A 23219-nucleotide genomic window follows, 5' to 3' on the forward strand; every position below is an offset into this window, starting at 1 on the left:
ATGTCGTCCATTCAGCGCACCGCCGTCATCACCGGCGCCACCTCCGAGCGCGGGATCGGTCTCGCCACCGCCCGCCGCTACGCCGAAGAGGGCTGGGCGATCGTCGTTCTCGACCTCGACGGAGAGAAGTCCGCGAAGGTCGCCGCCGAGATCGGGAACGAGTTCGGTGTCCCGGCCTTCGGTCACGACATCGACGTCGCCGACGAGAACTCGGTCCAGCGGGCACACGACGCCGTCGCCGCCGAAGTCGCCGGCGGCAACCTCCCCGCCGTGGGTGCGCTCGCGAACATCGCCGGCATCACCTCGCCGGTGCCCTTCCTCGAGACCACGCTGGAACTGTGGAACAAGGTGATGGCGGTCAACGCCACCGGCACCTACCTCGTCACCCGCGCATTCCTGCCGGCCATGATCGACAACGGCTGGGGGCGTGTGGTGAACATGTCCTCCGTCTCCGCCCAGCGGGGTGGCGGCGTCTTCGGGAAGGTGCCCTACTCGTCCGCCAAGGCCGCGGTCCTCGGTTTCACCAAGTCACTCGCACGAGAACTCGGCGACAGCGGAGTCACCGTCAACGCCGTCACCCCCGGTGCGGTCGACACCAGCATCCGCGTGGGCAGCACCGCCGAACAGGAAGCCGCACTCTGCCGCGACATCCCCCTCGGCCGGGTCGCCACCACCACCGAGGTCGCCGCCGTCATCACCTTCCTGTCCTCGCAGGACGCCGCGTACCTCACCGGCACCACCGTCGACATCAACGGCGGCAGCCACCTGCACTGAGTCGGTGCAGCCACAGCGGTGGACGGTACCCACCGTCCACCGCCCGAATCCCCCGGGACACCCGATGATCGACCACACGACACTTCACGACGACCTACCCCCAACCGCCGCCGAACGCTGGGGATGGCGATACCGCGCCCACTGCCGCACCACCGAACCCTCCGCCTTCTTCGCACCGGACGGCGAACGACGCGGCGCCCGGATCAGGCGCGAACGACGCGCCAAACAGATCTGCGACGGGTGCGTCGTCACCCGGCAATGCCGCGCACACGCAACCGAACACCGCGAGACCCACGGAATCTGGGGAGGCACCACGGAAACCGACCGGCGCCGAGCCGGCCGGGCGCGATAGGTTCGAAAAAGATTCCGGCGAGTGTGTCGATTCATGTCACTCCCCGTTCGACCTGAGGATGAGAAGGTCCAAGAGGGACCCCGACATCCAAGGAGACGGAACCATGAAGTACATGCTGATCATGCGCGCCACCGACGAGACCTTCGCGGCGTTCCAGGACGTTGACTTCACCGAGATCATGGAGGCGATGGGCAAGTTCAACGACGAGATGATCCGCGCCGGCGTGCTGCTCGCGGCCGAGGGTCTGGACCCCGACCCCGAATCGGGTGTGGTGGTCGACTACTCCTCGGAGACACCTGTGGTGACCGACGGCCCCTACGGCGAGACGAAGGAGTTGTTCGGCGGCTTCTGGATGCTCAACGTCGCGTCGAAGGAGGAGGCCGTCGAGTGGGCCAAGCGTGCCCCGATGGCTGGTCCCGGTTCCAAGGCGGAGATCCGCCGGGTCGCGACGATCGACGAGTTCCCGCAGGACAACGTGTGGATCCAGAAGGAGCGGGCGTGGCGCGAAGCGACCGGTCAGCTCTGAGCGGATCGACGGGTGACGGCCACACCGGGCGTGAGGCCGTCGCCGCCGTCTGGCGGATCGAGTCGGCACGGATCGTCGGTGCGCTCGCGCGGTACACCGGCGATTTCGCGCTGGCCGAGGACCTCGCCCAGGAGGCGCTGGCCGAGGCACTCGTGAGCTGGCCACGCGACGGCATCCCCCACAACCCCGCGGGATGGTTGCTCACCGTCGGCCGCCGCCGCGCGATCGACGCGTTCCGCCGGCGCTCCGCCCTCGACGAGAGGTACGCCGTCCTCGCTCACGACCTGGGCGAGGGCGGCGCCGTCTCGGGCAGCGGACCCGCCGATCCGGCCCAGGGCACCGAGGACGTGCTGTGGGATCCGGACCAGATCGACGACGACATGCTGGCGTTGATGTTCATCTCCTGCCACCCCGTGCTGTCGCGGGAGGCGAGGGTCGCGCTCACCCTGCGGGTGGTCGGCGGTCTGACGAGCGACGAGATCGCGAAGGTGTTCCTCGTCCCGACCGCGACCGTGCAGGCCCGGATCACCCGGGCGAAGAAGACCCTCGGGGCGGCCCGGGTGCCGTTCGAAGTGCCGCCCGCCGCCGAGCGGACCGGGCGACTCGGCTCGGTGCTCAGCGTGATCTACCTGATCTTCACCGAAGGGTCGTCGGCCAGCTCCGGTGACGACCTGATCCGCCTCGACCTCGCGAGCGAAGCGCAGCGCCTCGCTCGAGTGCTGACCCGGCTGGTGCCCGACGAGCCCGAGGTGCACGGTCTGCTGGCGCTGCTCGAACTGACCGCGGCGCGGTTCCCGGCCCGCACGGGGGCGGACGGCGAACCGGTGCTGCTCGAGGACCAGGACCGTCGCCGCTGGGACCGCACCGCGATCCGCCGGGGACGCGCCGCCCTCGCCCGCGCGGAGCAGGTCGGCCGCGGGCTGGGCGCCTACGGCCTGCAGGCGGCGATCGCCGAATACCATGCCGTCGCGCCGTCCGTCGACGCGACGAACTGGGAGCGGATCGTCCTCATCTACGAGGCACTCGGCCGGCTCGCGCCGTCACCGGTGGTCGACCTCAACCGGGCGGTGGCGGTGTCCATGGCCCAGGGACCGGCCGCGGCGCTGCCGATCGTGGACGAGCTGGTGGCCGCCCGGGCGCTGTCGAACTCACACCTGCTGCCGAGCGTTCGCGGCGAACTGCTCACCCGCCTGGGACGCACCGACGAGGCGCGCACCGAATTCGAGGCGGCCGTGCGGTTGTGCGGCAACGAGCGCGAGCGGACGGTGCTGGGACGTAAGCTCGCCGACCTGCGCTGACCCCGACCGGTGAGCGATCAGAGTGCGTCCAGGCGAGCCTTCAGCAGGCAGAACTCATTGCCTTCGGGGTCGGCCAGGACATGCCACTGCTCCTGCCCTGTCTGGCCGATGTCGGCCCGGCGCGCACCGAGCTTCAGAAGGCGTTCGAGCTCGGCGTCCTGATCGCGGTCGGTGGCGTTGACGTCGATGTGCAGCCGGGATTTCCCCTTCTCCGGCTCATCCCTGCGGCTGAGGATGATCGTCGGCTGCGGACCGCCGAACCCTTCGCGCGGCCCGATCTCCACCGAGCCGTCGTCCTCGCGATCGAGCACGACGAAGTCCAGGACCTCGCACCAGAACCGCGCCAGCAGCTCAGGGTCGCGGCAACCGAGCACGAGTTCACTGACACGACATGCCATGACGAAACCTGCTCTCAGCCCGGGAACTGCCGGGAGCCCACACACGAACCTCATGGGCTCCCAGCGGTGAAGACAATCCCGCGATCGTACCGGGCAGTGCTGCCGGCCATCCAATGAAAAACTGGATTCGAGACCGACCTAGACGGGTGAGCCGACAGTGGCGTGACGGTACGTCGTCGTCTCGAAGTCCAGGTAGCCGCCGAACGACACGGGGTCGGCGAACGGCAGGACCTGGGTGGCCCAGTACCCGGCGATTCCGTTGCGGCGATCGATCCAGTAGTACGAGTTGGCGAGCCCGGCCCACCCGAGCGACCCCCGGGGCCGGCCGGTGGGCGCGTCCTCTTCGTTCACCATGAACGTGTACGCCCACGACTTGCGCTGTCCGGGAAAGAATTCGGCGTCGTTGGTGAGGGCCGGTATTACGGCAGGCAGCATCCCGACCTCTTGTCCCTCGAGGCCGTTGCACACGGCGGCCTGCACCGTGTCGGCCCGCAGCACCCGGCCACCTGGGGCGTCTCCGTCGTTCAGCCACATCCGCAGGAACTTCAGGTAGTCGCCCACCGTGGAGTAGAGGCCGTGCCCGCCCATGTCGATCTCGGGAGTCTGCGGCAGCACCAGATCCAAGGGAGTGAGCCGGCCGTCCTCCTCGCGCTGGTGGATGGTCGCGCGCCGGGCAGCCATCGACCCGGTCAGGGTGAAAGATGTGTCGTGCATGCCGAGGGGCGCGAACACCCGGTCTGTCATCACCTCGCCGAGCCGCTTGCCGCGGATCGCCTCGACCACCTGGCCGGCCCAGTCGATGTTCGTCCCGTACTGCCACTTCTCGCCCGGATCGAAGAGCAACGGCGTGGTCAACGACGCCCGGGTCGCGGTGATCACGCCGGGTTGACCGTGCTCCACCCCCAACCGGTTGTAGGTCTCGTCGAAGAAGTCGTATCCGAACCCGGCGGTGTGCAACAACAGCATCCGGGTGGTGACGTCCCGCTTCGGTGCTCTCAGCATCGGATCGCCGTGGGCGTCGAATCCCTCGATGACCTGAATGTCACCGAGTTCCGGAACGTATTCGCGGGCCGGCGCGTCGAGGTCGAGCAGACCCTCTTCGACGCACTGCAGCACGGTGGTTCCGGTGATCGCCTTGGTGGTGGAGAAGATCGCGAACACGGTGTCGGCGGTCATCGGCTCGCCGTCGGCCAGGGACCGCACCCCGGCGGCACCCTCGAACACCGTGCGGTCGCGATCGGTCACCATCGCCACCACTCCGGGCACCCTCGGCGCACCTTCCTCGGTCACGCTGTCGAGAACCTTGCCGAGCGCGGCGTTGAGATCGGACATCCCACTCTCCTGTCGTGTCTGTGGTCACTGATGGAACGTGACGTTATGACCGGGCGGAGGGTGGCGACGTCTCAGTTCGGCACGGCACGTCTCGGTTCGGCACCTGCTGATGGCGCCGGGATCTTGGTCAGCAGTTCGTGGGTGGCCTGGGCGATGTCGGGGTCGATACCGAGGGCGCGGAGCATGGCTGCCGCGGCGTCCATTTCGTCGGCGCGGCGCCTGGCGTGGCGACGCGTTCCGTCGACGACGCGGGCAATCGTGGCGGCGTCAGCCCGGGTCAACTCGTCGGCGATATTGGTGGTGAGCCATTCTTCGAGGCCGAGCGCGCGACCCGCGGTGAGGGCTTCGACGATGGCCGCGGACATGCCCTTGTAGAAGATGCTGCGCAGCAGTTTTCGTTCCGCGGCCGCACCCGCCGGTGCGTCGAGGATGTCGACGGATGCCCCGTGACGGGTGAGGATTTCCGCGGCCCGGTGTGCGTCGCGACCGCTCGCCATCAGAGGTGTCCGGAGTCCGCGGCCGGGGACCGGAGCCATGATCGCCACGTCGACGAAACCGAGTCCGCGTCGCGCGGCGTGGGCATCGAGGGTGCGTTTGAGGTCGGGCGCGGCGGTGTTCATGTCCACCCAGACGGCATCGGCACTCATTGCGGGGCTTCCCCGTTCGAGTGCGGCCTTTGCGGCGCGCGCGCGTTGTTCACGCTGAGGACGAGGTCGGCGGTGTCGACGGCCTCGGCCTCGGACCGGCACGCGACGGCTCCGTCCGGTGCGGCGACTGCGGGGTCGAAGGCGCGAACGGTGGCGCCGGCGGCGATCAGATCGCGCGCGAATGCGCCGCCTGCCTCGCCGAGTCCGAGGACGGCGATCGTCGTCTGCTGGGTCATCGGTTCCTCTTTCCTGGGTGGATCTGGTGCCATGTGCGATCCAGGTGACGACGGGTCGGTACAATATCGGTAACAATTTTGGTGATGATCTGAGCGGAGATAACCCGATGCCGGTGAAGGAAGCTCGCGAACACAGCACGGATCAGGCTGCGGTCACCGACCTGATTCGCACAGCGATCCTCGACGGGGATTTCGCGCCCAACCAGCGCATGGTCGAGGCAGACCTGTGTGCGCAGTACGACGCCAGTCGCAGCGCGGTCCGGGCGGCCCTGCACGAACTCACCGCCCAGGGCCTCGTCGAACGGATCCAGAACCGCGGCGCCCGCGTGCGGTCGGTGTCGCTGGACGAGGCGGTCGAGATCACCGAGGTACGGATGGTCGTCGAAGGACTGTGCGCGGCGAAGGCGGCCCAGAAGATCACCGACGCGGAGATCGAGGAACTCACCGCCCTGCGCGAGGAATTGACGACGACGGTCTCGGCCGGAGACGTGTTCGGGTATTCGCGGGCGAACCAGTTGTTGCACAAACGCGTTCGGGAGATCAGTGCGCAGCGCTCGGCCGACGAGATCCTCGAGCGCCTGCGTGGCCAGCTGGTGCGACACCAGTTCAAGCTGTCGATGCACCCCGGCCGGATGTCGGTGTCGCTGCCCGAGCACGTCGCGATCATCGACGCGGTCTGCGCGCGCGACCCGGAGCGTGCGGAGGCAGCCATGCGGCACCACCTGGCGAGCGTGACCACTGCGCTCGAGGACGTCGCCGAAGCCCGGCAGGGATGACCGCACGCGGGCATTCACAAGGAGACCCGTTCGCGCACTGAACTCGTCGTCGCACGCGACCCGACGCGGTCCGTCACGAAGACCACCACCAGCGCTGCCACCGCGAGCAGGGCGGCAACCGCGAAGGCCCCGAACCCCCACCGTGGAGTCCCGGAAGCGACGAGCACGCCGCCCAGCCAGGGGCCGAAGACAGCGCCGAACCGGCCGATCCCCGACGTGAGCCCGACGGCGGTGGCCCGGAAGTCGGCCTCGCTGTGCGCGGCGGCGCCGGCGTAGACCATGGTCTGGGCGCTGAACAACCACACACCGGTCGCGAAGACCACGGCGTAGGTCGCGGCGAGCGGCATCTGCATCGACAGCGCCGCGATACCGATCGCGGTCAACGCGAACCACACGAGCGCGGTCGGGATCGGTCCGACCCGGTCGGCCACCTGCCCGGCGATCAGCATGCCCACGATGCCACCGAGATTGATCACCAGCAGGAAGCTCAACGCCGAGCCGAGTTCGTACCCGGTCGACCGCATCATGACCGGCAGCCAGGTTGCCACCCCGTACACCAGCAGCAGCCCGGCGAACGACGCCGTCCACAACGCCGGGGTGGTGATCGCACGGGATCCGGTGAAGAGCAGGCGGATCCGGTGCGCAGTCGTCGACGACGCCCCGCCCCTGCCGGTCGGGGCCGTCACGAAGTCCGCGACCGCCACACCTCGACTGCGAGCGAGCGCTTCGGCATCGGCGACGCGGCCGCGAGCGAGCAGATACCCCATCGATTCGGGGAGGAACTTCAGCATGAGCGGCACGGCGAGTATCAGCGGTAGGCCACCGAGCAGGAACAGGAAGCGCCATCCGCGGCTGTCCAGGAAAAGCATGCTCAGGCCCGGAGCGAGGATGCCACCGGCCTGATGGGCGGTCATCAGCGACGCGACCATCAGGTTCGCCCTGCCGCGCGGGGCGTACTCCATGACCATCGAGATGGCGGTGGGGATGAGCCCGCCGAGGCCGAGGCCGGCCACACCCCGCGCCGCTGCGAAGACCTCGACAGAGGGGGCGACCGCGCAGGCCAGTGACGCGATCGAGAACAACGCGACGCCCGCGACGATCGCGGTGCGCCGGCCGAGCCGGTCGGCGATCGGCCCGGCAGCCAGCGCGCCGATCAGCATGCCGAGGGTCGCGACGCTGCCCACGGTGCCGGCGGCTCCGGGGCTCATTCCGAGGGCCGGGTCGGCGAGCATGCGCGGCAACACCGCACCATAGACGAAGGTGTCGAGCCCGTCGCACAGAATGGCGAACCAACACACGGCCAGCACCGTGAGAGCGAGGCGGGTCCGGGCGCGCTCGGACCCGGTGTGGTCGATGGTCATGGGCACTCCAGATGGTTGTGGGGCTTCAGCCCTGGTCATGCCGTGGTGGGTGCTGTCGGTACCTCCACGGGCGGATCGGTGAGCCGGGCCTGCCGGGTCCTGGGTCCGAAGACGGCCAGAGCGAGCGCACCGACCAGCCAGCTTCCGGCGATGAAGTAGAAGACGCTTTGATACCCGGTGCCGGTGTACAGCGCGGCGATGACGAGCGGACCGACAGCGTTCGACAGACGTCCGAGCCCGTAGGAGACGCCAGTGCCCAACGACCGGGTCCGAGTGTCGAACAGTTCCGGGGAGTAGGCGTAGGCCACTGCGGTGTACCCGCGCTCGAAGAAGTTCACGAGGAAGCCGAACACCACGATCATGATCGGGTTGAACGTCAGCCCGTAGAAGAGGCCGCAGATCGCGATCACCACACCGAATGCGACGAGGCACCACTTGCGTTCGACGCGGTCGGTGACCTGTGCGGCGAGGAAGCAGCCCAGCGGCGCACCGACCGTCGTCAGCGCGACGTAGAAGATCGACTTCTCCACGCTGAGGCCCTCCTGCGCCAACAGGGTGGGCGCCCAACTGGAGTAGCCGAAGAAGCCGACGGTCTGGGTCACCCACATGACAGAGAGCAGGACCGTGGGAACCAGGTATCTCTTCTGCAGGAGCAGCCGCAGCGGAGCCTTGGTCTGCTTGGTCGCAACCGCGATCGGGGCGGCAGGATCGGGCAGCGGGCCCTTCTCCGCGGCGACGCGGGATTCGATCTGGCTCAGAACGGCGTCGGCCTTCTCGTACTGCCCCTTGCTCTCGTACCAGCGGGGCGATTCCTTCAGGTGCCGGGTGAAGAGGAGGAAGAGGATGCCGAGACTGCCCCACAGGTAGACCAGCCGCCACGACCAGTCGGTGAGCGGAACGACCGCGGCGGCAACGAGGTTGGTGACCGGCGTGCCGCAGATGCCGATGACGATGGCGTAGGCCTGGTACTTCCCGCGAACGGCGGCGGGGTAGATCTCGTTGACGTAGATGACCGCCACCACGGTCATCGCCGACAGCCCCGCCGAGGTGAGAACCCGCAGTACGCCGAGGGACACGATGTCCCAGGAGAACACCGACGCGAACGAGAAGACCGCGAACCACAGGGTGGTAATGGCCAACGCGTTCTTACGGCCCCAGCGGTCGGCGATCCAGCCACCGATGAGGGAGCCGAAGAACATGCCGACGAAGGACAGGGAGGTCACGTAGGCGACCTGGTTGACGGTGACCCCCCACAGCTTGACGAGTTTGGGGACGGTGGTGGCGAACGTGTTGATGTCCGCGAACTCGAAGAAGTAGGCGAACGAGACGGCCACGAGGGTGATCTTGTGGAACCGCGAAATCGGCAGGCGGTCCAGCCGATTCGCTGCGTTGGAATGCTGCACGGGACAATCCTTCTCGGGAAATGTTGCAGTGGAGGGAGGGCTCAGTAGTCCTCGCCCGGCCAGTACAGGCGCATCGGGTTGGCCACGAGGAGTTTGTGCTGCAGTTCCGGCGTGGTGGCCACGTGGGGAATGTGGTCGACGAGGAGCCCGTCGTCGGGCATGTGGTCGGTGAGGTTGGGGTGAGGCCAGTCGCTGCCCCAGAGCACCGAATCCGGGAACTCCTCGACCACTCGCCGACTGAAGGGCACGACGTCGGTGTAGGCGTTCTGTTCGCCGTTCAGCGCCGGCGGGCCGGTGACGGTGAGCCGTTCCGGGCAGCTGACCTTCACCCACGCCTCGTTGCGCGCGACGAAGCTCAGGAATCGGCTGAACTCCGGCCCGTCGACAGGTCGAGTGACGTCCGGTCGTCCCATGTGGTCCACCACCAGCGGGGTGGGCAACGTGTCGAAGAAACCCTCCAGGCCTTCCAGGTCGGGGCCCTCGAAATAGATGACGATATGCCAACCCAGGGGGGCGATCTTCCGCGCGATGGTGGTCAGGTCGTCCTTCGGGGTGCCCTCGACCAGTCGCGGAAGAAAGTTGAACCGCACTCCTCGCACGCCCGCCTCGTCGAGCCGGCGCAACTCGGCGTCGGTGATGTCGGGGCGGACCGTGGCGATGCCGCGTGCCCGGCCGCCTGCCGCCCGAACGGCGTCGACCATCGCGCTGTTGTCCGTTCCGTGGCAGGTCGCCTGAACGATGACGTTGCGACTCATCCCGAGGTGATCACGCAGCGCGAAGAGTTGATCCTTGCTCGCATCGCACGGGGTGTACTTGCGTTCGGTCGCGAAGGGGAACTGGGCGCCGGGCCCGAAAACGTGGCAGTGGGCGTCCACCGATCCCGCCGGCACCTCGAAGCGCGGCGTGGATGGGTTCTGGTACCAGTCCAGCCAGCCCGGGGTCTTGGTGAAAGGTCCGGTCCCCGCCAGTAGTGCGGACGTACTTCCCTGGAACGCGCGTCGACTCAGATCCGACATAGTTTCTTTCTCCTTGGCATCCTGCACAATGCGTCAGCAGTGCGGCCGTTGTGTCCATGTTGACCGGAAATCCCTGCGGGCCAACGAGTACCGACGGCACCGCATCGCTCGCGCCCGAATCGGCGCGGCGCCGCGGCGCCGAACGAAACAGCCGGCATGGCACTCCTCACAGCGATGATCCGATCGCGTGACTCAGGTCACTCGGCACATAACCTATACGATCCGCCACGATCTCCACAACCTTCTCGTCGTGAAAAATGAGTACGTGATTGTTGACAATTTGGTCGGCAATATGCGCTACTTGCTACCGGGCGAGGTGCCCCCGTCCACATCTCGGACAGCGAGGAAAGGAATCTCTCATGGCACATCAGGTAGAACCGGCCCTGCTGGTCGTCAGCGCCCACGCGGGCGACTTCGTCTGGCGGGCCGCCGGAGCCATTGCCGCCGCCACTGCTCGCGGCGAACGCGCGAAAGTCGTGTGCCTGAGCTACGGCGAGCGCGGTGAATCCGCTCGGGCATGGCGGGACGGCAAGTCGCTCGAGGAGATCAAGGACATCCGGCGGGGAGAAGCGGAAGCGGCCGCGTCGGCACTGGGAGCGGAGATCGAGTTCTTCGACGCCGGCGACTACCCGCTGCTGCCCTCGCCGGAGTTGGTCGACCGGTTGGTGCACGTCTATCGCGACGTCAATCCTACTGTCGTGCTGACCCATCCGCTGATCGACCCGTACAACGCCGACCATCCCGCGGCCGCCCGAATGGCGCTCGACGCCCGCATCCTGGCGCAGGCGATCGGGTACCCCGCCGAGGGTGAGCCCCTGGGCGCCCCGCCGGTGTTCTTCTTCGAGCCGCACCAGCCCGAGCAGTGCGACTTCAAGCCGAACGTGCTGATCGACATCACCGACGTCTTTCCGCAGAAGCGCAAGGCGATGGAATCCCTTGTGGCGCAGGAACACATGTGGACCTACTACACCGACCTCGCGCGGCGCCGCGGTGTCCAGGTCAAGCGCAACGCCGGACCGAACCTCGGCTTCAGCACCGACACGATGGGTGAGGCGTACGTGCGGTACTACCCGCAGGTGGCGGAGGTGCTGTCGTGAAAGACCCCGTGATCCTCACCGACCCGGCCAAGACCCCCCTCGACACGGTCGACGCCCTCGCCGAGTTCGGCACCGCGACGGTGCACGAGGCGCAGGGGCGTACCGGCCTCGCCGGCCCGCAGTTCCGGCCCATCCAGTCCGGCGCCCGGATCGCCGGCACCGCCGTCACCGTCCTGTCCTGGCCCGGCGACAACCTGATGATCCACGCCGCCATCGAACAGTGCAGCGCCGGCGACATCCTGGTGGTCACCACCAACTCCCCCTCGACGGACGGCATGTTCGGCGAACTGTTCGCCACCGCCCTGCAGGCGCGGGGTGTCCGCGGACTCGTCATCGACGCCGGCGTCCGCGACGTCGCCGAACTGAACGAGATGGGCTTTCCCGTGTGGTCCACCGCGGTGTCCGCGCAGGGCACGGTCAAGGCCACCGCCGGCGCGGTGAACATCCCCGTGACCCTGGGCCTCGTGTCCGTCGACGCGGGCGACGTCGTGGTGGCCGACGACGACGGTGTGGTCATCGTGCCCCGCGCCACCGCCGCCGACGCGGTCGCCGCCTCCCGCGCCCGGCTGGAGAAGGAAGAGGCTGCGCGACAGTCCTTCCGCGCCGGCGAGCTGGGCTTGGACCGGTACGGTCTGCGTCCGGTCCTCGACTCCCTCGGCGTGCGGTACCTGTCGCAGAAGCAGTACCGGCTGGAACAGCAGGAGACGCTGTAATGCGCGGCATCGCCTGCACGTGGATCCGGGGCGGTACGTCCAAGGGGGCGTTCTTCCTTGCCGCGGATCTCCCCTCCGACCTCCGCGAGCGGGACGATCTCCTGCTGCGCGTCATGGGCTCCCCCGATCCCCGTCAGATCGACGGGATCGGCGGCGCCCACCCGCTCACCAGCAAGGTCGCGGTGATCGGCCCGTCGGATGATCCGCGCGCGGACGTCGACTACCTGTTCCTGCAGGTTGCGGTGGATCAGGCCCTCGTGTCGTCGGCGCAGAACTGCGGCAACATCCTCGCCGGCGTCGGCCCGTTCGCCGTCGAACACGGCCTGGTGCCTGCCGATTCCGAGCACACGAGTGTCCGGATCCGGATGGTCAATTCGGACGGCTTCGCCACGGCAACGTTCCCGACACCGGGCGGGCAGGTCGATCACGCCGGCAGCTGCGAGATCGCCGGAGTGCCCGGCGCCGCCGCCCCGATCAGCATCGCGTTCTCCGGCACCGCCGGCTCGACCTGCGGGACGCTGCTCCCGACCGGCCGCGTCGTCGACACCGTCGACGGAGTGGACGTCACCTGCATCGACAACGGCATGCCGACGGTCGTCATCGCTGCCGCCGATCTCGGGGTGAGCGGACACGAGAGCCCCGCGGACCTCGAGGCCGACACCGACCTGGCCGACCGGCTCGCCCACATCCGTTCGCAGGCAGGCAAATTGATGGGCCTCGGCGATGTGTCCACCACGACCGTTCCCAAGATGACCTTGGTCGCCGCCCCGCTCGGCGACGGCACCCTCGACACCCGCACGTTCATCCCCGTGCGGTGCCACACCGCCATCGGCGTGCTCGGAGCGCTCACCGTCGGCACCGCGGTCCGGATCCCCGGATCGGTCGCCGATCGACTCAGCCGTCACCGCGACGACGGCGTCGTCCGCATCGAACACCCCACCGGATACTTCGACGTCGACATCGACCTGACCTACACCGGTGACGCCGGCGTCGACATCCGCCGCGCCGCCGTGATCCGCACCGCCCGCACCCTGTTCGACGGCACCGTCTACCCCCGGCCCGCCGGCCCCCACACCGAGGACAACTCATGAGCACCGACGACGCCCGCTTCGACATCGCCCACCTCGGCTACGTCGAACTGTTCACCCCGACCTTCGACGAGAGCAGGTGGTTCTTCACCGAACTGCTCGGCCTGCGCGAGGTCGCCGCCGACGGCGACAGCGTGTACCTGCGTTCGTGGGACGACTACCAGCACCACTCCCTCAAGCTCACCGCCCACGACACGTCGGGCATCGGGCGGCTGGGCTACCGGACGTCGAGTGCTGCGGCACTGGAACGCCGTGTCTCGGCGATCGAGGCCGCCGGCCGCGGCATCGGGTGGCGCGACGGTGATCCCGGAATCGGCAAGACCTACACGTTCGCCGACCCCGACGGTCACCCGATGGACCTGTACTGGGAGGTCGAGAAGACCGCTCCTCCGGCGGAGTTCGCGCCGGCGCTGAAGAATCAGGCCGAACGCTACCCGGGTGCGCCCGCCACGGTTCGCCGCCTCGATCACGTGAATTTCCTCGCCGCGGACGTCGAGACCAACGGCACCTTCGTCCGAGACGTGCTCGGCGGCCGTCCCACGGAACAGATCCGGCTGAACACGGGCAAAATCGCCGGACAGTGGCTGACCTTCACGAACAAGAGTTACGACGTGGTGTACACCGAGGACTGGACGGGCAGCAACGGGCGTCTGCACCACATCGCCTTCGCCACCGACACCCGCGAGGACATCCTCCGCGCCGCCGACGTCTTCCTCGAAAACGGCGTCCACATCGAGACCGGACCCCACAAGCACGCCATCCAGCAGACATTTTTCCTCTACGTCTACGAGCCGGGCGGCAACCGTATCGAGTTCTGCAACCCCGGAGCGCGGCTGATCCTCGATCCCGACTGGGACGTCATCGAATGGACCGAGGCCGAACGGTCGAAGGGTCAGGCGTGGGGAATGAAGACCATCGAGACGTTCCACACCCACGGCACCCCACCCGTTCCGAGCACCCACTGAGACACGGGACGCACCGTCGAAAGGGACCGACATGACCGACGACATGACGGGCGGCGAATCGCACGCGACCGTCCGCACCGACCGGCCCGAACGGTACGGCAAACAACTCGTGTCCCACCTCGGCCGCCGCAACGGCGGAGAGTGGACACGGACACACGATCCGGCTGGATCGACCTGGCCGGCGGCCGCGCCACGGTGACCGCCGGAGACGGCGAACTACACCTGCACCTCGTCGCCGAATCCGACGAGCTGCCCCGACTGGAAGACGTCGTCGGAAGGCATCTCGTCAGATTCGGCGAACGTGACGGTCTGACCGTCGGATGGGTAAGGGACGGTCAGGTGCCGACGTAGGCCGCGAGGTGCTCGCCGGTGAGGGTGGAGCGGGCGGACACCAGATCCTCCGGCCTGCCCTCGAACACGATCCGCCCGCCGTCGTGGCCGGCGCCCGGGCCGAGGTCGATGATCCAGTCGGCGTGCGCCATGACCGCCTGGTGATGCTCGATGACGATGACCGACTTACCGGAGTCGACGAGCCGGTCGAGCAGTCCGAGCAGCTGTTCGACATCGGCGAGGTGCAGGCCGGTCGTCGGTTCGTCGAGGACGTAGGTGTCGCCCTTGTCGGCCATGGCGGTGGCCAGCTTGAGCCGCTGCCGTTCGCCGCCGGACAGCGTGGTCAGCGGCTGTCCGAGGCTGAGGTAGCCGAGCCCGACGTCGGCGAGCCTCTGCAGAATCTTGTGCGCCGCCGGGATCCGTGCCTCGCCGGAACCGAAGAACTCCTCGGCCTCGGCCACCGGCATCGCGAGCACTTCGGCGATATTCCGGCCGCCCAGCGTGTACTCGAGCACCTCGGCCTGGAACCGCTTCCCCTCGCACTCCTCGCAGGGGGATTCGACGGTGGCCATCACACCCAGGTCGGTGTAGATGACACCGGCGCCGTTGCATGTGGGGCACGCGCCCTCGGAGTTGGAACTGAAGAGCGCCGACTTCACGCCGTTGGCCTTCGCGAACGCCTTGCGGATCGGCTCGAGCAGCCCGGTGTAGGTCGCCGGGTTGCTTCGTCGGGAACCCTTGATCGCGCCCTGGTCGATCGACACCACGCCGTCCCGCCCGGACACCGAACCGTGGATCAGCGAACTCTTGCCCGAGCCCGCCACTCCGGTCACGACCACCAGCATGCCGAGTGGAATGTCGACGTCGACGCCGCACAGGTTGTGGCTGTCTGCGCCACGCACCTCGAGTGCCCCCGACGGTGTGCGCACCGACTGCTTCAGCGACGCCCGGTCGTCCAGATGCCGCCCGGTGAGCGTGTCACTGGAACGCAGACCCTCGACGGTGCCCTCGAACACCACCTGACCACCCTCGGTGCCGGCGCGCGGTCCGAGGTCGACGACGTGGTCGGCGATCGCGATCGCCTCCGGCTTGTGCTCCACCACCAGCACCGTGTTGCCCTTGTCGCGCAACTGCAGCAGCAGGCCGTTCATCCTCTGGATGTCGTGCGGGTGCAGGCCGATGGTCGGCTCGTCGAAGACGTAGGTGACGTCGGTGAGCGACGAACCGAGGTGGCGGATCATCTTCGTGCGCTGCGCCTCTCCACCGGACAGGGTGCCCGACGGCCGGTCGAGGGAGAGGTACCCCAATCCGATCTCCGTGAACGAGTCGAGGAGATGTTGCAGCCCGGTGAGCAGCGGGGCCACCGTTTCCACGGCGACCCGTCCTCCGTCCGCTCCTCGCTCCTTCGTCGCTGCGATGCTCCGTCGTCCTCCTGTCGCCGGCGGTTCGTCCAGACCCCGGACCCAGTCGGCGAGGTCGCTGATCTGCATCGAGCAGACGTCGGCGATGTTCTTGCCCTTGATCTTCGACGATCGGGCACCCTCGCTGAGTCGGGTGCCGTCGCAGTCGGGGCAGGTGGCGAACGTGATCGCCCGCTCCACGAACGCGCGGATGTGCGGCTGCATGGCGTCGACGTCCTTGGCCAGGAACGACTTCTGGATCTTCGGGATCAGACCCTCGTACGTCACGTTGACGCCCTCGACCTTGATCTTGGTCGGCGGCTTGTAGAGCAGGTCCTGCAGTTGCTTCTTCGTGAACTTCGCGATCGGCTTGTCCGGATCGAAGTAGCCGCAGCCCCGGAAGATGCGGCCGTACCAGCCCTCCATGCTGTAGCCGGGGATCGTCAGCGCCCCCTCGTTGAGCGACTTGCTGTCGTCGTAGAGCGCCGTCAGGTCGAAGTCGGTGACCGAGCCCCGGCCCTCGCATCGCGGACACATGCCGCCGGTGATGCTGAAGCTCCGCCGCTCCTTCGTCTCCTGACCGCCGCGCTCGATGGTGACCGCGCCCGCGCCGGAGATCGACGCGACGTTGAAGGAGAACGCCTGGGGCGAGCCGATGTGCGGCTTCCCGAGCCGGCTGAACAGGATACGCAGCATCGCGTTGGCGTCGGTGGCGGTGCCGACGGTGGAGCGGGGGTTCGAGCCCATCCGCTCCTGGTCGACGATGATCGCCGTCGTCAACCCGTCGAGTACGTCGACGTCGGGTCGCGCCAGTGACGGCATGAAACCCTGCACGAAGGCGCTGTAGGTCTCGTTGATCATCCGCTGCGACTCCGCGGCGATCGTGGCGAACACCAGCGAGCTCTTGCCCGAGCCGGAGACACCGGTGAACACCGTCAGCCGGCGCTTCGGAAGCTCGACACTGATGTCCTTGAGGTTGTTCTCGCGCGCGCCGTGCACGCGGATGAGATCGTGACTGTCGGCAAGGTGCAGATCCGGCGACCCTGAATCTTCCCGTCGCTTCGCTCGCCCCGTCGTGCCCGCCTTCGTGCCCGTGCTCATCGTGTCTCCCTCTGTTAGGCGGAGCCGCCTTCGCGGTCTCCGTCGGCGTCGATCAGCGCAGTTCCTGGATACGAACCATGTTGCCCGCGGGATCGCGGAAGGCGCAGTCGCGAACCCCGTACGGCTGCTCGGTCGGCTCCTGAACGACCTCCGCGGAGTCGCTGGCCTGCAGCTTCTCGAAGACGCCGTCGAGGTTCCTGGTGGCCAGGTTGATGGCTGCGTAGGTGCCCTTGGCCATCATCTCGGTGATGGTGCGGCGCTCGTCGTCGGTGATACCGGGGTCGGCGGCCGGCGGATGCAGAACGATGGACGTGCCGGGCTGGTCGGCCGGGCCGACCGTGATCCAGCGCATCCCGTTGTATCCGACGTCGTTGCGGACCTCGAAGCCGAGAGTGTCGCGATAGAAGGCCAACGCGGCGTCCGGGTCGTCCTGCGGGAGGTAGGTCTGGTGAATTGTGATGTCCATGGGATCACGATAATTACGAATCAGCGACCTGCGCTTCTCGATTCCTGATCGGTCTGGTGACCTGTTTCGCCACGCACGACGGAATGCCCGCCGTCGCGTCCGCCTGCTGGCGCCGGTAGGTGCTGGGCGGGACCCCGGTCAGCTCGGTGAAACGCGTGCTGAAGGTGCCCAGCGACGAGCAGCCGACCGCGAAACACACCTCGGTCACGCTGAGGTCGCCGCGACGCAGCAGCGCCATCGCCCGCTCGATGCGCCGCGTCATCAGGTACGAATACGGAGACTCGCCGTACGCGAGCCGGAACTGACGGCTGAGGTGCCCGGCCGACATGTTCACGCCACGGGCGAGCGACTCGACGTCCAGCGGCTGCGCGTGCTCCCGATCGATCCGGTCGCGGACGCGGCGCAGCAGCGCGAGGTCGCGTAAGCGCTGGTTCTCAGCGGTACTGCTCGTCACAAACGAGATCGTGCCACGTCGAACCGGAGTTGCCTAGCGTCACTCGCCCCGCGCTCACGCTCCTCACGCCGGGTCGGGTGTTGCGCCTCGGCAGTGGTCGACGAGCGAGACCTGTTCGTCCGGGGCCGGCAGCCGGTCCCGCTCGGCACCGTCCAGGTGCCGAGCTTCCACTGAACCCAGCTGCTCCCAGTAATTCTCCGACCGCGCCAGCGGAGTCCGCCGAAAGTCCATGCGTCGCCCTCCCTGGATTGCCAGGTCCAGTCGTTGTCTGGGCACCCGGGCCGCCGCGACCGTTACCGCATCGCCGCGGCCCGCCACCCCTCCGCACCGAGTCTTCCCCGCACCGCGAAGCCGAGACAGGGCCGTTCGGCCCTACCACCACGAGATCGGGCAGCGTCATCGACGGCTGCCCCCGAGATCAGTAATGTTGGATGGCGTCCGGCCGTCTCACGCGGCCACGCTTCCGGAGCACCTCGATCACCGAGGAGGAGCGGATGACCGAGATCGATACCTCGCACGAGCACTGCGTCGTCGACTCTCTACGGGCACGCGACGAGTCGGCGTTCGCCGAACTGGTCGACCTGCACACACCGATGATGCTGCGCGTGGCGCGGGGATACGTGGCCAGCGCCGAGGTCGCGGAAGACGTCGTCCAGGAAACCTGGATCGCCGTCCTCCAGGGCATCGACAGATTCGAAGGCCGCTCCACCCTCCGTACCTGGTTGTTCCGGATACTCGTCAACATCGCCAAGAAACGGGGAGTGCGGGACCGGCACGATGTCGACGCCGCGCTGGCCGCCTACACGGGCAGCGCCGCCGTGGACCCGTCCCGGTTCCTGCCCGCATCCTCCCCGGAGGATCCACACCACTGGGCGACTCCGCCGACCAGCTGGCCGGAGACCCCCGAGGGGTCGGTCCTCGGTGCGGAGGTACTCGACGTCGCCGGCCGCGAACTCGAGCACCTACCCGACCGCCAGCGGATCGTGGTCGTTCTGCGTGACGTCCTCGGCTACGACGCCGAGGAAGTGTCCGCGATGCTCTCGATCACCCCGGCGAACCAGCGGGTGCTGCTGCACCGGGGTCGCGCGCACGTGCGCCAGGCCCTCGAGGATTATCTTGGAACGGGAGCGTGAGACATGGAAGACATGGACTGCCAGGACCTCGTCGAACTCGTCACGGCCTACCTCGAGAATGACATGGATCCCGACGCCAGGGTCCGATTCGAAACCCATCTGGGCGAATGCCCGGGATGCGCCACCTATCTCGAACAGATCGAGCAGACGGTGCACACCCTCGGCGCGCTCCCCCCGGACGAGCTCGATCCGGCGTTGCGGGACCGCCTGCTCGCCGCGTTCCGCGAGTGGCGTTGACGGCGGGAAACTCGCCGCAAAAATAATCTCCGGCAGGGTGTAACGTTTCGCGCCCTCGCAGACACCGTTCAAGTAGCCGTGAACGTTGGGTTCGCGCACTCGGACAGGAATTCAGACCATGAACGCCACACATTCGCACCAAGACGACCGACGCACCCACCGCGGCTCGCTGCGGAAGCGGATCGTGACCGTGGTGGTGGCTGCAGCCGCATTCGGCGTCCTTCCCGTCGGTGTCGCAGGCGCGGTCGCGCCGGCCGCGGAACACCCGGTCGCCGCAGTGGCCGCCCCTGACACCGGCCGCGACATCCCCGGCGGCAACGACGATCGGACCCGCGATCGGCAGCGCGACCAGCGGCAGGAACGCCGGGCGGAGAACATGCCCACCGATCAGGTCCCGATCATCTGGAACGTCCCAATCAACTGAGTTTGCATACCAACTGAGGGGCAGCATCTTTCGCCACACCCTCGGCTCGGCACCTCCGCCGGTCGGCAATCGGCGGGGCTGCTGTCGCCCTTCGTTCACCGCTGTGTGTTATTCAAGGCTCATGACTGCGTCGTCGATCGATCCGCCCGTAGGAGCCACCCTCTCAGCCATCCGGGCCGTCGCACCCAAGCTGGCTCCGAGCGAGCGTCGGGTGGCGGACGTGTGTGTGGAGCGTCCACAGGATGTTGCGTGGTGGTCGGCGGCCGATGTCGCGGAACACGCAGAGACATCGACTGCCACCGTGATTCGTGCGTGCCAGAATCTGGGTTTCAAGGGGTTCCAGCACTTACGGATGTTGCTGCTACGGGATCTGGGGTCGGCCGATACCGGATCGGGGGGAACACCCGCCCACGAAGAGAACGGCACCGGACTGGTGCGGGCTGTGTTCGCCGAGCTGGCGACGGATCTCGCCGGCGCCCTGGCACCGCTCGACGAAGACTCGTTCGAGCGGGCGGTGACGGCGCTCGCGGAGGCGGAGCGGGTGCTCGTTGTCGGCAACGGAGCGTCCGGACCGTCGGCGGCTGCCGTGGCCGTGCGGTTCATTCTGAACGGCCGCCACGCCGAGGCGCCGACCGACGCCGTGATCCAGCAATTGACTGCCGGGCGCCTGACCTCCCGTGACGTGTGCCTCGCGGTGAGCGACAGCGGGTTGAACTCGGTCACCCTGCGTCCGGTCGAGGCCGCGCGGGCAGCGGGGGCCACGGTCATCGGCGTCACCAGCTACGCCCGTTCGACTCTCGTGGAGAAATCCGACATCGGACTGGTCATCGGCGGCGGTACGGGACCGTGGGGTGGACTGGGCGCATCGGCCACGGTGGTGCAGCTCGCGTTCCTCATCAGCCTGCAGATCGCTGTCTGCCGGGCGCGGGGCGACTCGGCCGAGGCAGCGGCAGAGACGTTCAAACAGATTGTGCCGCTGATCTATCCGTGATGGCATCGTGCTACAGCCGTTGCGCGAAGCATCACCGCTGATTGGATCGCCATTAGCCCGCCATTAACCTGACCCTGGCTAACTACCGATGTAACGAAATTCCCCGTCTCGCCGAGATTGGGTAACGTCATTTCATCGGGAGAGGCCAATGGGCAGGATTCGGATCGAGAATCTGAGTCGAAAGTTCGCAGATTTCACCGCCGTCGACAACATCGACCTCGACATCCGGGACGGCGACTTCCTGGTCCTCCTCGGGCCCAGCGGATGCGGAAAGACCACGCTGCTGAGGATGCTCGCGGGGCTGCTCGCGCCGACCAGCGGACGGATCCTGCTCGACGACGACGACATCACCGCGGCGCCCTCCCGCCGCCGGGACGTCGCGATGGTTTTCCAGAGCTACGCGCTCTACCCGCACCTCAGCGTCGCGAAGAACCTCGCGTTTCCGTTGCGTGTCAAAAAGATGCGTAAGTCGGAGGCAGCGGAGCGCGTCGATGCCGTCGCCCGGCAACTCGACATCGCGCACCTGCTCGACCGAAAGCCGAAGGAACTGTCCGGTGGCCAGCGGCAGCGCGTTGCAGTCGGGCGCGCGATCGTGCGTGATCCGAAGGCGTTCCTGATGGACGAGCCGCTGTCCAACCTCGATGCGAAGCTCAGGACCGCGACGAGGCGCGAGCTCACCGACCTCCATCGTCGCCTCCGCGCCACATTCGTGTACGTCACCCACGATCAGGTCGAGGCGATGACGATGGCGACGCGGATCGCGCTGCTGAACAACGGCGCACTCGAACAGGTCGGAACACCCGAGGACGTCTACGACCGGCCGGCGTCCGTGTTCGTCGCAGGTTTCCTCGGCAGTCCCGCGATGAACCTGCTCGACGCACGCGTCCGCACCGTCGACGGCACTGTTGTCGCGTCCGCCGAGGGCGTGACCGCACCGCTGTGGCGTGGACAGACCGACGGCCGCGACGTCGTCCTGGGCATCCGGCCGGAGCATCTCCGCGTCGCCGACCCTGTGGATCATCCCGGGGTACGGCTGTCGGTCGACGTCACGTCCGTCGAGAATCTCGGCAGCGAGCAGGTCGCGTACTGCGAGGTCGGGGGTGCCACGGTCTGCGTGCGCGCACCGCGACCGATTGCACTGCGCGCCCATCGATCCGCCGCCCTGACCGCGGATCCCGCCCACGTGCACCTCTTCGACCGCGCGACCGGACGCCGCCTGGAATGGGTCGACGTCCCGGAACTCACCGACTCCGACTCCGCGGCCCCCACGGCTGTGGACCACTCTCCCGAAACACTTTCCGCAACAGGAGCAGCGTGATGCGTAGACCGACATTTATTGTCGTCGTAGTGGCGGCCGTGGCCGCCGCTCTGACCGGCTGTGCCACCGGCGGAGCCGCGCCGGGCGCCTCGGGCACCGGCGCACCGGTCCCGGAACTGTCTCCCGACCAGCAGGTCGACATCGTCTTCGAGTCGTACAACCTCCAGCAGGCCGGGCTCTGGTCGGACACGATCAACGGCCTCGTCGCCGACTTCGAGACGCAGCACCCGAACATCCACGTGAAGGCCCAGCCGCCGCAGGGCAGCGGCACGGCCGGCGCCGGAACCGCGAGTAGTGTGCAGACGCAGATGCTCGCCGGCTCGCCCCCCGATGTGGCCCAATTGACCTTCGACACCCTCGATTTCGCCGTCAACGAACTCGGCGCCCAGTCGCTCGACGGACTGTTCGGAGCCGAGGCCGTGGACGCGACGTTCAGTGGAGAGCATCCGTTCCACCCGCGGGCCGCGACCCTCGGCGACTGGGACGGCGAAACGTACGGCATCCCGTACGTGTTCTCCACACCCACCCTCTTCTACAACGCGACCGCGCTCACGAAGGCCGGGCTGCCCGCCGACGCCGACCTGTCGACGTGGCCGAAGGTGGCGGCTGCCGCCAAAGCCGTGACCGCGGCGACGGGCAAGCCGGCGCTGTCCGTGTCGTGCTCGGTCAAGGGCGGCAACTGGTGCATGCAGGCGCTGTTCCGCTCGGCAGGCGGCGATGTGCTGTCACAAGACCGCAAGACCATCGAATTCGGCGAGCCCGATGCGGTGTCGGCGGTGACCGCGTTGCGGCAGATGTACGACGACGGCGTCCTCGCCAACCTCGACTCGACCACCCAGTACGAGAGTTTCGCGAAGGGCGACGTGGCGATTCAGCTGCAGACGTCGGCTCTGCAGGGGATGTTCATGAAGTCGGCGGCGACTGGCGGCTGGGACCTGCGTGCCGCGCCGATGCCCGCCTTCGAGGGTCACGCCGCGGTGCCCACCAACTCGGGATCCGCTCTGTTCACGTTCTCCCAGGATCCGGCGAAGCAGCGCGCGTCGTGGGAGTTCATCAAGTTCATGACGAGCGACCATGCGTACACCGAGATCTCCAGCAAGATCGGCTACCTTCCCCTGCGCCCGTCCCTCACCGAGGATCCGGCATCGCTGAAGGAATGGGCCGACAACAACCCCCTCCTGGCACCCAATCTCGGTCAGCTCGACACGCTCGAGGCCTGGAAATCCTACCCCGGCAACAGTTACGTGCAGGCCGACGACATCCTCGGCCAGGCGGTGGAGGACGCGGTCTACTACGGCAAGGATCCGGCCGCCACCATGCAGGCGGCGCAGCAGCGCGTGCAGGAACTCATTCAGTAACCACCTCCGACAGAACGAGACACCG

Annotated in this window: 27 protein-coding genes; 16 read left to right on the forward strand and 11 right to left on the reverse strand. The window is 67.7% G+C overall.

What is annotated here, in order from left to right:
• The 4 genes from QM841_RS36365 to QM841_RS36380 all read left to right on the forward strand — a co-directional run bounded on the left by QM841_RS36365 (window position 1) and on the right by QM841_RS36380 (window position 2950).
• Window positions 1-774, forward strand: a complete 774-nt coding sequence (locus QM841_RS36365) for an SDR family NAD(P)-dependent oxidoreductase (RefSeq protein ID WP_280782775.1) — start codon at window positions 1-3, stop codon at window positions 772-774.
• 64 nt (window positions 775-838) lie between these two features.
• A complete protein-coding gene (locus QM841_RS36370) occupies window positions 839-1126 on the forward strand; it encodes a WhiB family transcriptional regulator (protein ID WP_280782776.1) in 288 nt (95 codons plus the stop codon).
• A 103-nt stretch (window positions 1127-1229) separates the two neighbouring features.
• Window positions 1230-1652, forward strand: a complete 423-nt coding sequence (locus tag QM841_RS36375; RefSeq protein WP_037236036.1) for a YciI family protein — start codon at window positions 1230-1232, stop codon at window positions 1650-1652.
• Entirely contained in the window at window positions 1625-2950 is a 1326-nt protein-coding gene (locus QM841_RS36380) for an RNA polymerase sigma factor (protein ID WP_283335726.1), read from the forward strand. Before QM841_RS36375 ends, QM841_RS36380 begins: the two co-directional genes overlap by 28 nt.
• 17 nt (window positions 2951-2967) lie before the next feature.
• Here the strand turns inward: QM841_RS36380 and QM841_RS36385 are convergent, their stop codons facing one another.
• The 4 genes from QM841_RS36385 to QM841_RS36400 all read right to left on the reverse strand — a co-directional run bounded on the left by QM841_RS36385 (window position 2968) and on the right by QM841_RS36400 (window position 5563).
• Window positions 2968-3348: a VOC family protein gene (locus QM841_RS36385; protein WP_283335727.1), complete on the reverse strand. Its 381-nt coding sequence runs from the start codon at window positions 3346-3348 to the stop codon at window positions 2968-2970.
• Window positions 3349-3486: 138 nt separating this feature from the next.
• Entirely contained in the window at window positions 3487-4680 is a 1194-nt protein-coding gene (acmB, locus tag QM841_RS36390; protein WP_283335728.1) for a methyl acetate hydrolase AcmB, read from the reverse strand.
• Between the two features lie 71 nt (window positions 4681-4751).
• Complete coding sequence (locus QM841_RS36395; RefSeq protein ID WP_283335729.1) at window positions 4752-5327, reverse strand: DUF1932 domain-containing protein; 576 nt, start codon at window positions 5325-5327, stop codon at window positions 4752-4754.
• Window positions 5324-5563 (reverse strand): NAD(P)-binding domain-containing protein, encoded by a 240-nt coding sequence (locus QM841_RS36400; RefSeq protein WP_283335730.1) that lies wholly within the window; start codon window positions 5561-5563, stop codon window positions 5324-5326. The genes QM841_RS36395 and QM841_RS36400 overlap by 4 nt, the downstream gene beginning before the upstream one ends.
• 107 nt (window positions 5564-5670) lie before the next feature.
• Between QM841_RS36400 and QM841_RS36405 the strand changes: the two genes are divergently transcribed.
• Window positions 5671-6339 carry a GntR family transcriptional regulator gene (locus QM841_RS36405; RefSeq protein ID WP_283335731.1) on the forward strand — a complete coding sequence of 223 codons (669 nt, stop codon included), beginning with the start codon at window positions 5671-5673 and terminating at the stop codon, window positions 6337-6339.
• 14 nt (window positions 6340-6353) lie between these two features.
• Here the strand turns inward: QM841_RS36405 and QM841_RS36410 are convergent, their stop codons facing one another.
• Genes QM841_RS36410 through QM841_RS36420 form a run of 3 tightly spaced genes read right to left on the reverse strand, consistent with a single transcriptional unit; the run spans window position 6354 to window position 10119 of the window.
• The gene (locus tag QM841_RS36410) at window positions 6354-7700 is read right to left on the reverse strand and encodes an MFS transporter (RefSeq protein ID WP_283335732.1); all 1347 of its coding nucleotides are present in this window, start codon (window positions 7698-7700) and stop codon (window positions 6354-6356) included.
• A gap of 35 nt (window positions 7701-7735) precedes the next feature.
• Entirely contained in the window at window positions 7736-9103 is a 1368-nt protein-coding gene (locus tag QM841_RS36415) for an MFS transporter (RefSeq protein ID WP_283335733.1), read from the reverse strand.
• Between the two features lie 41 nt (window positions 9104-9144).
• Window positions 9145-10119, reverse strand: coding sequence for an amidohydrolase family protein (locus tag QM841_RS36420; RefSeq protein WP_283335734.1), 975 nt, complete (start codon window positions 10117-10119; stop codon window positions 9145-9147).
• A gap of 359 nt (window positions 10120-10478) precedes the next feature.
• Between QM841_RS36420 and QM841_RS36425 the strand changes: the two genes are divergently transcribed.
• From QM841_RS36425 to QM841_RS36445, 5 genes are all read left to right on the forward strand, one after another.
• Window positions 10479-11216, forward strand: a complete 738-nt coding sequence (locus QM841_RS36425; protein WP_283335735.1) for a PIG-L deacetylase family protein — start codon at window positions 10479-10481, stop codon at window positions 11214-11216.
• Window positions 11213-11929 (forward strand): 4-carboxy-4-hydroxy-2-oxoadipate aldolase/oxaloacetate decarboxylase, encoded by a 717-nt coding sequence (locus QM841_RS36430; RefSeq protein WP_280782786.1) that lies wholly within the window; start codon window positions 11213-11215, stop codon window positions 11927-11929. The genes QM841_RS36425 and QM841_RS36430 overlap by 4 nt, the downstream gene beginning before the upstream one ends.
• Window positions 11929-13020, forward strand: coding sequence for a 4-oxalomesaconate tautomerase (locus tag QM841_RS36435; RefSeq protein WP_283335736.1), 1092 nt, complete (start codon window positions 11929-11931; stop codon window positions 13018-13020). The genes QM841_RS36430 and QM841_RS36435 overlap by 1 nt, the downstream gene beginning before the upstream one ends.
• Window positions 13017-13982, forward strand: a complete 966-nt coding sequence (locus tag QM841_RS36440; protein WP_283335737.1) for a VOC family protein — start codon at window positions 13017-13019, stop codon at window positions 13980-13982. The genes QM841_RS36435 and QM841_RS36440 overlap by 4 nt, the downstream gene beginning before the upstream one ends.
• Before the next feature lie 141 nt (window positions 13983-14123).
• Window positions 14124-14333, forward strand: a complete 210-nt coding sequence (locus QM841_RS36445) for a DUF2218 domain-containing protein (RefSeq protein WP_283335738.1) — start codon at window positions 14124-14126, stop codon at window positions 14331-14333.
• On the opposite strand, the gene QM841_RS36450 is transcribed toward QM841_RS36445, so the two are convergent.
• From QM841_RS36450 to QM841_RS36465, 4 genes are all read right to left on the reverse strand, one after another.
• On the reverse strand, window positions 14318-16813 hold the full coding sequence (locus tag QM841_RS36450) for an ATP-binding cassette domain-containing protein (protein WP_283335739.1): 2496 nt from the start codon (window positions 16811-16813) through the stop codon (window positions 14318-14320). The two genes, QM841_RS36445 and QM841_RS36450, sit on opposite strands and share 16 nt — an antisense overlap.
• A gap of 52 nt (window positions 16814-16865) precedes the next feature.
• Window positions 16866-17279 carry a VOC family protein gene (locus QM841_RS36455; RefSeq protein WP_005260756.1) on the reverse strand — a complete coding sequence of 138 codons (414 nt, stop codon included), beginning with the start codon at window positions 17277-17279 and terminating at the stop codon, window positions 16866-16868.
• Window positions 17280-17292: 13 nt separating this feature from the next.
• Window positions 17293-17733, reverse strand: coding sequence for a helix-turn-helix transcriptional regulator (locus QM841_RS36460; protein WP_105414745.1), 441 nt, complete (start codon window positions 17731-17733; stop codon window positions 17293-17295).
• 63 nt (window positions 17734-17796) lie between these two features.
• Complete coding sequence (locus QM841_RS36465; RefSeq protein WP_009476923.1) at window positions 17797-17964, reverse strand: hypothetical protein; 168 nt, start codon at window positions 17962-17964, stop codon at window positions 17797-17799.
• A 200-nt stretch (window positions 17965-18164) separates the two neighbouring features.
• Between QM841_RS36465 and QM841_RS36470 the strand changes: the two genes are divergently transcribed.
• The 6 genes from QM841_RS36470 to QM841_RS36495 all read left to right on the forward strand — a co-directional run bounded on the left by QM841_RS36470 (window position 18165) and on the right by QM841_RS36495 (window position 23194).
• Window positions 18165-18866 carry an RNA polymerase sigma factor gene (locus QM841_RS36470; protein WP_283335740.1) on the forward strand — a complete coding sequence of 234 codons (702 nt, stop codon included), beginning with the start codon at window positions 18165-18167 and terminating at the stop codon, window positions 18864-18866.
• A 12-nt stretch (window positions 18867-18878) separates the two neighbouring features.
• Entirely contained in the window at window positions 18879-19103 is a 225-nt protein-coding gene (locus tag QM841_RS36475) for an anti-sigma factor family protein (RefSeq protein ID WP_105414927.1), read from the forward strand.
• A 118-nt stretch (window positions 19104-19221) separates the two neighbouring features.
• Window positions 19222-19527 (forward strand): hypothetical protein, encoded by a 306-nt coding sequence (locus tag QM841_RS36480; protein ID WP_283335741.1) that lies wholly within the window; start codon window positions 19222-19224, stop codon window positions 19525-19527.
• A gap of 121 nt (window positions 19528-19648) precedes the next feature.
• Window positions 19649-20518 carry a MurR/RpiR family transcriptional regulator gene (locus QM841_RS36485; protein WP_283335742.1) on the forward strand — a complete coding sequence of 290 codons (870 nt, stop codon included), beginning with the start codon at window positions 19649-19651 and terminating at the stop codon, window positions 20516-20518.
• A gap of 148 nt (window positions 20519-20666) precedes the next feature.
• Window positions 20667-21836, forward strand: coding sequence for an ABC transporter ATP-binding protein (locus QM841_RS36490; RefSeq protein WP_283335743.1), 1170 nt, complete (start codon window positions 20667-20669; stop codon window positions 21834-21836).
• Entirely contained in the window at window positions 21836-23194 is a 1359-nt protein-coding gene (locus tag QM841_RS36495) for an extracellular solute-binding protein (RefSeq protein ID WP_283335744.1), read from the forward strand. The genes QM841_RS36490 and QM841_RS36495 overlap by 1 nt, the downstream gene beginning before the upstream one ends.
• The last annotated feature ends 25 nt before the right edge of the window (window positions 23195-23219 follow it).

Origin of the sequence: Rhodococcus sp. IEGM 1307, from assembly GCF_030056915.1 — a bacterium.
In the GTDB taxonomy this organism is placed as follows: Bacteria; Actinomycetota; Actinomycetes; order Mycobacteriales; family Mycobacteriaceae; genus Rhodococcus_F; species Rhodococcus_F opacus_D.

What these genes read in the sequence shown, in the direction of transcription:
- QM841_RS36365 (WP_280782775.1), top strand. Translation starts at nt 1, where the DNA reads ATGTCGTCCATTCAGCGCACCGCCGTCATCACCGGCGCCACCTCCGAG.
- QM841_RS36370 (WP_280782776.1), top strand. Translation starts at nt 839, where the DNA reads ATGATCGACCACACGACACTTCACGACGACCTACCCCCAACCGCCGCC.
- QM841_RS36375 (WP_037236036.1), top strand. Translation starts at nt 1,230, where the DNA reads ATGAAGTACATGCTGATCATGCGCGCCACCGACGAGACCTTCGCGGCG.
- QM841_RS36385 (WP_283335727.1), bottom strand. Translation starts at nt 3,348, where the DNA reads ATGGCATGTCGTGTCAGTGAACTCGTGCTCGGTTGCCGCGACCCTGAG.
- acmB (WP_283335728.1), bottom strand. Translation starts at nt 4,680, where the DNA reads ATGTCCGATCTCAACGCCGCGCTCGGCAAGGTTCTCGACAGCGTGACC.
- QM841_RS36395 (WP_283335729.1), bottom strand. Translation starts at nt 5,327, where the DNA reads ATGAGTGCCGATGCCGTCTGGGTGGACATGAACACCGCCGCGCCCGAC.
- QM841_RS36400 (WP_283335730.1), bottom strand. Translation starts at nt 5,563, where the DNA reads ATGACCCAGCAGACGACGATCGCCGTCCTCGGACTCGGCGAGGCAGGC.
- QM841_RS36405 (WP_283335731.1), top strand. Translation starts at nt 5,671, where the DNA reads ATGCCGGTGAAGGAAGCTCGCGAACACAGCACGGATCAGGCTGCGGTC.
- QM841_RS36410 (WP_283335732.1), bottom strand. Translation starts at nt 7,700, where the DNA reads ATGACCATCGACCACACCGGGTCCGAGCGCGCCCGGACCCGCCTCGCT.
- QM841_RS36420 (WP_283335734.1), bottom strand. Translation starts at nt 10,119, where the DNA reads ATGTCGGATCTGAGTCGACGCGCGTTCCAGGGAAGTACGTCCGCACTA.
- QM841_RS36425 (WP_283335735.1), top strand. Translation starts at nt 10,479, where the DNA reads ATGGCACATCAGGTAGAACCGGCCCTGCTGGTCGTCAGCGCCCACGCG.
- QM841_RS36435 (WP_283335736.1), top strand. Translation starts at nt 11,929, where the DNA reads ATGCGCGGCATCGCCTGCACGTGGATCCGGGGCGGTACGTCCAAGGGG.
- QM841_RS36440 (WP_283335737.1), top strand. Translation starts at nt 13,017, where the DNA reads ATGAGCACCGACGACGCCCGCTTCGACATCGCCCACCTCGGCTACGTC.
- QM841_RS36450 (WP_283335739.1), bottom strand. Translation starts at nt 16,813, where the DNA reads ATGAGCACGGGCACGAAGGCGGGCACGACGGGGCGAGCGAAGCGACGG.
- QM841_RS36455 (WP_005260756.1), bottom strand. Translation starts at nt 17,279, where the DNA reads ATGGACATCACAATTCACCAGACCTACCTCCCGCAGGACGACCCGGAC.
- QM841_RS36465 (WP_009476923.1), bottom strand. Translation starts at nt 17,964, where the DNA reads ATGGACTTTCGGCGGACTCCGCTGGCGCGGTCGGAGAATTACTGGGAG.
- QM841_RS36470 (WP_283335740.1), top strand. Translation starts at nt 18,165, where the DNA reads ATGGCGTCCGGCCGTCTCACGCGGCCACGCTTCCGGAGCACCTCGATC.
- QM841_RS36475 (WP_105414927.1), top strand. Translation starts at nt 18,879, where the DNA reads ATGGACTGCCAGGACCTCGTCGAACTCGTCACGGCCTACCTCGAGAAT.
- QM841_RS36480 (WP_283335741.1), top strand. Translation starts at nt 19,222, where the DNA reads ATGAACGCCACACATTCGCACCAAGACGACCGACGCACCCACCGCGGC.
- QM841_RS36485 (WP_283335742.1), top strand. Translation starts at nt 19,649, where the DNA reads ATGACTGCGTCGTCGATCGATCCGCCCGTAGGAGCCACCCTCTCAGCC.
- QM841_RS36490 (WP_283335743.1), top strand. Translation starts at nt 20,667, where the DNA reads ATGGGCAGGATTCGGATCGAGAATCTGAGTCGAAAGTTCGCAGATTTC.
- QM841_RS36495 (WP_283335744.1), top strand. Translation starts at nt 21,836, where the DNA reads ATGCGTAGACCGACATTTATTGTCGTCGTAGTGGCGGCCGTGGCCGCC.